General features: G+C 59.3%; 4 protein-coding genes. 3 read left to right on the top strand and 1 reads right to left on the bottom strand.

Annotation, left to right across the window (positions count from 1 at the left end; translation table 11 throughout):
• Positions 1–314 (bottom strand): DUF4391 domain-containing protein (locus B3C64_RS05395; RefSeq protein ID WP_291534253.1); only part of this gene is annotated, 314 nt, incomplete at its 3' end.
• A gap of 539 nt (positions 315–853) precedes the next feature.
• On the opposite strand from B3C64_RS05395, the gene B3C64_RS05390 reads away from it, so the two are divergent.
• The 3 genes from B3C64_RS05390 (at position 854) to B3C64_RS05380 (ending at position 6,916) form a co-directional block, all read left to right on the top strand.
• A complete protein-coding gene (locus B3C64_RS05390; RefSeq protein WP_291534252.1) occupies positions 854–4,462 on the top strand; it encodes an MSCRAMM family protein in 3,609 nt (1,202 codons plus the stop codon).
• 37 nt (positions 4,463–4,499) lie between these two features.
• A complete protein-coding gene (locus B3C64_RS05385; RefSeq protein WP_291534251.1) occupies positions 4,500–5,735 on the top strand; it encodes a SpaA isopeptide-forming pilin-related protein in 1,236 nt (411 codons plus the stop codon).
• Between the two features lie 188 nt (positions 5,736–5,923).
• Positions 5,924–6,916 (top strand): class C sortase, encoded by a 993-nt coding sequence (locus tag B3C64_RS05380; protein ID WP_291534250.1) that lies wholly within the window; start codon positions 5,924–5,926, stop codon positions 6,914–6,916.
• Positions 6,917–7,052 lie beyond the last annotated feature (136 nt).

Raw genomic sequence — 7,052 nt, 5'->3', positions numbered from 1 at the left:
GATCTGCGCTGCATCGCAATCAATTCGACGATGTCTTTGGGAATCTCGGCGTTCCGGTCATGCAGACGCAACCCGATCACCAGTACTTCGGGAATCCTGCGGCCCTCGGCAAGCGCGGTGTTCGACGCCCGCATCAGCGACAGCATGGTGATCGACTCGATGCCGGAGACGAGGTGCTGTTTCGTTTTCGCTGAAATCGGTATCTTCGCGGCGAACAGACCCTTCGGCAACGTCGCCTTCGCGGCGGGAATGGCCGTGGAATTCGGCAGTCCAAGGGTGGAAGCGGAAACGGAACCGCAGGAGGCGATCGTCATTGCTGGCCTTCTTTCTTGCGAACGAACGTTGATTGCAACTGTAGTCAAGGAGATTACGGCAACATGCCATGGTTGGTCGGTATGCGAATGGAGCGCGTGCCGTTCACACGATGGAACCGCGTCCATATACCGGGCTTTTAGCATTGAGTCGGGGCTATGGGTGGGTGGATGTTGGAAGCCATGCGATGAACGCACACCTTTCCCGTGCCGCGATGCGTTCGAATGGTGACGTGGCGCATAACTGCGGGTTTCCGTCATATGAACATAGGATTTTCACTGAGTGAAAAATCGCTTGCATCGATGAATGCGGTTTTCCTATATTTCTTTGCGATGGGGGCACCCCTTGGGTGTATGATGGATTTTCGGAGCATGTATGATTCCGATGCTCCATCACGGTATGAAAACGATATTTCGGAAGTTCGTCAACCATGATTGCAAGATTGATGCGCGTCATACTTGCGGCTGTGACGGCCGTGGGCCTGACCATGCCCGCAACCATCGCTGATGCCACGGATGAAGGAAACCAGCAACAAACGCCCGTGTGTGGACAACCGTGGAATCAGAACGCGGATGGAACCGCTTCGGATCCCACCAAGGCGTCAGGCCAACTGGTCGGGTGCATCTCCAGCAGCGGTGTGCAATACCGTCTGCGGAATTCGACGCAATGGCAGGACACGCCGACCGACGGCAACGGTCAGGCATCATTCGACTACACCACGAAAATCGCGCAATTCCGTTTCGAAGCACGGTTCGTTATCCCCAAAGGAGCCATCACCGCCTCCAACCATGTTTTCCTCTACCGCATCGCGGGCTTCAACGGCACTGGCAGCGAAATGTCGGGAACGCTGACCGGAGGCCTCGGAACATACGTCATCGGCAAAGACGGCTTGGTCACCATCACTTTCAACGAGCAGGCCATAGCCAGCAACGCCAATGCGCCGCTCGACAATGGATGCCTGTACATCGAGGCCGACCGTGGCAAAGTAACGGGAAACAACCCCGGGCAGACGGTTCTCGATTTCGGCAATGGCCATACCACCACCATCGACATGTACCGCAAAAGCGGCACGGCGGCGAAACAATCCGTCGGAACGCCCACGCTGCAGTCGGACGGCACGCTCAGCGCACGATGGCGGATCTCATATGACAATACGGGAACCATCGACCAGCCAATCGTGAAAATCGAGGATTGGATGGCGTATGAAAACGTCTCCGGCAATGGTTCCAACGCGCCCGGCCGTGGCTGGTACACCGCCGGCAATATCGCTGACCTGTATCAAACGCTGGTTGCGGCGATGGGCGTCGGCACGCTGACCGTGTATTCGGTGGCCATCTCGGGAACGACATACAAGACCAGCAACACCGCCATCACATGGCCGGCCGGCGGCCTTTCAGCCGGGACCTATTGGAAGTGGGTCTTCCAGCCGCAATCATATTCGGTCAAGCCCGGACGGCAGCTGGAAATCCAATATGATTCCACATTCGCGAACGACGTGTTGTATCCGGCCTCGAAGAATATAGTTCGTTTTTACCGTTCCGATGCCAAGGGCGACTACTATACCAAAAACGCGGTCGCATGGAATCCGCTCCGGCCAAGGATGACCCTGTCGAAAACCGCAGGCGGCCAGAGAACCCCCTCGCTGGAGGAATGCCGGTCCATGGGCGAGACGAACGGCCAATGCGGCTTGGCGGCATGGAACGTGACATTGAAGAACTCCGGTGATGGAAACCTTCCCCAAGGATGGGTCGTGCAGGATACCGGCAGCGGCGTATGGTACACGAAGGCATTGTTGCGCGACAGCCTGCGCGTCAGCGTCGACGGCACGACGGTGACCGGAAAGACGCGGGTCACGTCCGATGGCGGCAAAACCTGGACGGATCTCGACAAAGCGAACGACACCCAGCGCTACACGTCGTTCCGTTTCATCGCCGACACCGCATTGGCATCCGGAAAAACCGCGGATATCACCTACCAAAGCCTGTTCGACGTCACGGAAACCAAGGTGCGCAAGAATTCCGCGACGGCGGGAACCGGTGTCGGCGGAGCGTTCGTGAACACCGTCACCGCCAGCGTCCAGGCCGCGTCTTTGGTGAAAGACGGTTGCAGCGACCCGATGGACGCCTCGGGAAATCCGAAATTCACCGCTTGCGGAGCCAACGGTGCCGACTACACGATTAATGCCGGCGATGACCCGGAAACCGCTTCGCATGTGGGATGGCGCATCAGCGCGCATGTGACCGACAACTGGCGCGATTCGCCGCTCGTGTTCGACGAGACCCTCCCGCAAGGCCTGAGCGATGTGAGATTCGCGTTCTCCGACTACGCCAACAAAAAGAAGTGGCTTGACGTGGGTGAGACGACATTCACCAATATCAAGGGCGTCTCCTATCGGGTGAAGATCGAGAAAACCGGCGAGCGCAATTACCGCATCACCATTCCGCAGCAGGCGAGCGATCTGACGAACGAGGGCAACGTATATCTGTACGTGGCCGCGCATACGCCGGATGTTAACGACAACACCTATTGGACGGAAGGCAGGTACGACAGCAAAAAGGGATGCGTTGCCGACAAGACGCTGCAATCCGGTGCCGGAGACTGCCTGACGATCGCATACCGCAACACGGTGTCGATGAGTTCCGGCAGCATACCGTCCGTCACCACATCGGAAACAATCACCGACAATTTCCATAAAACGAACGCGGGCGTCGGAGACAAGCAGAACGTCGACTCAGACTGGGCCTCGGATGGCAAGAGCTTCACCAGAACCTACTATGTGCGGGCGAATCGTTACGGATTGAACATCAATCCTTCGCACAAGGCGCAAGGTGACATCACCGATGCGGACACCCTGCCCATCAAAGACACCTTGACGGTGCCGACCGCTCCTTCGGGAAGCAACCCGCAGGTTTCGTTCCTCGGCAACGTGACCATATGCCTCGCGTGGATCGGCAATGGGCAGGCATGCCCGGCGGGCAAAACGTATCAGCCGTCTTCCGACGCGATCGTCTACCAGGAAAACGCCGATAAGCTCGGCGGTGTGCTGACGGTGTATGTGCCGGACTCCACCCCGGTGACCATCAGCTACCAGTACGGGTTCAAGGGGGACGCGGGATTCGACCTGATGAACACCGCGCAATTCGCCAACGCTCCTTGGACGGATCCCGGGAAGTCAGATGCCAACGGCGCGGCCATCAGCAGCAGTGGCGTCATCGTGCAGACGTCCACGATTCTGCTGCATAAAACCGACGACAACGCTGCCGGATACCAAGACCTCAGTGGCGCCAAATTCGAATTGCTTGAATGGAATGGACGGGAGTACGCGTCGAACGAACCCACGCCCATCACCGCAGTGACGGATGCGCAAGGCATGATCACCGTGGGAAGGACCCAAGGGCTGCAATGCGGCACGGCGTATCGGGTCAAAGAGCTCGAGGCGCCGGCCGGTTACGAAATCAGCGACGAGCAGACCGATTTCTATCTGACCGACTGCGGAGGCGGCGACTATTTCGGGCCCGTCGATGCGAACGGCCAGCCGGATTCATCCGTGCACAAATGGTCGGGCGGCTACACGTTGACGATCCGCGACAGGAAAATCACCGGTTCGGTCTCCTGGAGCAAGGTCGACGGCGATCATCGCACGCAATACCTGTCGGGAACCACCTGGCGTCTCGAACGCCGCAACGATTCCGGACAGTGGGAGAAGGTCAACGACACGTTGAACAACTTCGCTGATTGCGTGGCCGATGGAACGACCACTTGCGCGGGCGCCGGAGACAAGGATCCCGAAGTCGGCCGTATGACCGTCGACAATCTCGACTGGGGCACATACCGGCTGACGGAGACCACCGCGCCCGGAGGATACCGGTTACCGGACGCCACAAATACGTGGGCCGAATTCACCATCGACCGTGCGCATCCCAAAGCGCAAACCGTGCTGCGCGGATATGGCGAGTGGGCCGATACCACCGACAACCGGTTGACCAACCGGTTGAAGCCAGTCTCTTCGCTGCCTCGCACGGGACGTTCCACCGCATGGATTCTGGGCATCATCGGCACCATGGCGGTCGGCGGCGCGTTGGCGACGCTGACGATGGCCGCTCATATACGCAAGCGTTCGTTCGGAAACGCGTTCCGCGCCGGACGATAGAAGTGTTCCCAAGCAAACCAACAATGGAGGGAAGAACATGAAAACAACAATGAGAGCAACAACGATGGTCGCGGGGCTCGCCGCGGCGGCGACGCTGTTCGCGACGATGGCCGTGACCAATGGTGCCATGGCCGACGAACCGTCCACGGCGTCTTCGACATGCGCGGCCACAGGCACGACCATCACGCTCCAAGGCAGCGATCTGGACGCCTTCAGGACATGGAACGGCAAGACCTCCACGGGGCTGCGCACGTTCAGCGCGGCGAAAGTCGCAGATTATAAGATCGCCAACGGAACGACCGGCGGATCGCTGCATTTGCAGACCGTGGCCGCGGACAAGGATGCGATCATCAACGCGCTGGGCGACATCAAGGACAACGCCGGCAACAAGCTGTACGACAGCGAAGACAACCAAGGCGATCCGATGAACTGGCTCGCCAACACGCAGAACGACACCTTCATCCGCAATTACGCCGACGACCCCGGCGTCACCGGCACAACGGTCTCCACGAATGACGTGACGGTGGACGAGACCGCCAAGACCGTGACCATCGATGTGAAAGAGCCCGGCCTGTACATGATTTTCGATTCCACGGATCCAAAGACCCAGACCAAGGACACCGGCGACACCACCGTCCAATACGATGGATTCAAGAACATGCTGGTCGGCACGCCGCTGTCCGGTGACTGCCAGGTCTCGAACGGCACCGGCATCGTCGACCTGAGCTCGACGTCCAATGCGAAGACCAGTTCCTCCACGACCGTGCGTGGCGGATTCAAATTCACCAAGGTCGGCGTGAAGGACGACCGCACCGGTCTGGCCGGAGCCGAATTCACCATGTACTCCGATGACCAGTTCACCACGCAGGTGGAGGACGGCAACGGCACGCCGGTCGTGGCCACGTCCGGCAAGGGCGGCGTAGTCGACTTCACCGGCTTCAAGCTGGATGCGGGTACTTACTACCTTAAGGAGACCAAGGTTCCGGACACCTACTGGGCCGGTTCCGCCGGCAAGCTGAAGATCACGATGTCCAAGAATGAGCAAGGGCAGATCGTGCTGTCGAAGATCGAGGACATGTCGGTTCCCACGAGCGGTCTGCTGACCAATGGCCAGAACGGATACGTGTACCACAACGTCAAGAGCATCACCCAGCTGCCGCTCACCGGCGCCATGGGCATGGCCATCCTCGGCCTCGTGGCGGTGCTGTGCATCGGCGGCGCGACCATCGTCGTGATGCGTGCCCGCAAGACGAAGCGTGAGCTCGGCATCTGACCGCATCGTTCCGATTCGTCGACCTGATTATCGGGACGTGATCGGAACGATGGCGGCATGACCAAACGGACGGCCGCGAACCATGGACGCGTGCTTGCGCGCGTCGCACGAATTCGCCGGCCGTCCGTCTTGCTCTCAAAATCGGCCATTCGCGGCATGCCGGTTGTCGCAAAAGGAGAAAAAAAGACATGGCGCATTCGCCGGAGTCGTTTGAACGCCTTATCGATGTTTCCGACATCTTTCGCGCACAGACCCGTCTTCGTACCCGATTGCGGATCATGTACGGTATCGCGGCGGCGCTGGTCGCCGTGGCGCTCGCATGCACGGCGATTCCGATGCTGATGCAACGCGCGTCCCAGAGCTCGATGTCCGAACTCGTGTCTTCGGGGGAGGAGCGTGTGCGGCTTTGGCCGAAAAGCCGCATCGATGACGCGCTCAAGAGCGCCCGCGCGTATAACCGGAAGCTTGCGGCATCTGGCCAGCCGGTGCTTGGCGAGGCGATCGACCCTTTTACCAGAGGCGGTCGGTCGTTTTCTCACGCTTCAAAGGACAGGCAATACAATCGTCTGCTCAATGAAGGGCATGGCGTCATAGGGAGCGTGGTCATTCCGAAGATCTCGGTCGATCTTCCCATCTACCACGGCACCGGCGACAAACAACTGTCATTGGGCGCCGGTCACCTTTACGGTACCAGCCTGCCCGTTGGAGGCAAAAGCACGCATGCGGTCATCACCGGACACCGCGGTCTGGTGAAGGCGCAGATGTTCACCCGACTTGACGAAATGCGTAAGGGGGACTTCATCTACATCAAAACCATGAACCGGATCCTCGCCTATGAGGTCGACCGCATCGCGGTGATCGAGCCGAATGACACCTCCTTGTTGCGCATTCTCCCAGGGCAGGATCGGCTTACCTTGATGACGTGCACGCCATATGGCATCAACTCCCACCGGCTCCTCGTTTCCGGCCGTCGCGTCGGCATACCCGTTCCGGCGCCCGATCCGACGGACCTGCATGACGGGCGGACCGTTGGCGGTTGGTCCGCTCTGTCGGTCACGCTATGCGGCTGCGCGGGCGTCGTGGCGTACCGCAAGCCATGGCGTTCGCCGGGCGAATGCATGCGGCATGCGACACGGATGTATGGCAAAGGCGCCGCGTCGCGGAGAAAACACGCGGCATGAGGCTTCAGCATAGGCTTTGGCACGAGTGTGTCTCCGTTTGATTCCATCATCGTCATTGGCCATTGATGGTTGGTTGGAAACGCGTTCGTGTAGGTACTGGTCTCCTCATCGGGATTCCATCGTTTCAGAACGGTCG

Origin of the sequence: Bifidobacterium sp. UBA6881 (assembly GCA_002451435.1) — a bacterium.
Taxonomy (GTDB): Bacteria; Actinomycetota; Actinomycetes; order Actinomycetales; family Bifidobacteriaceae; genus Bifidobacterium.
The sequence above is the reverse complement of the archived record's forward strand: the minus strand, read 5'-3'. Positions and strand labels throughout refer to the sequence as shown.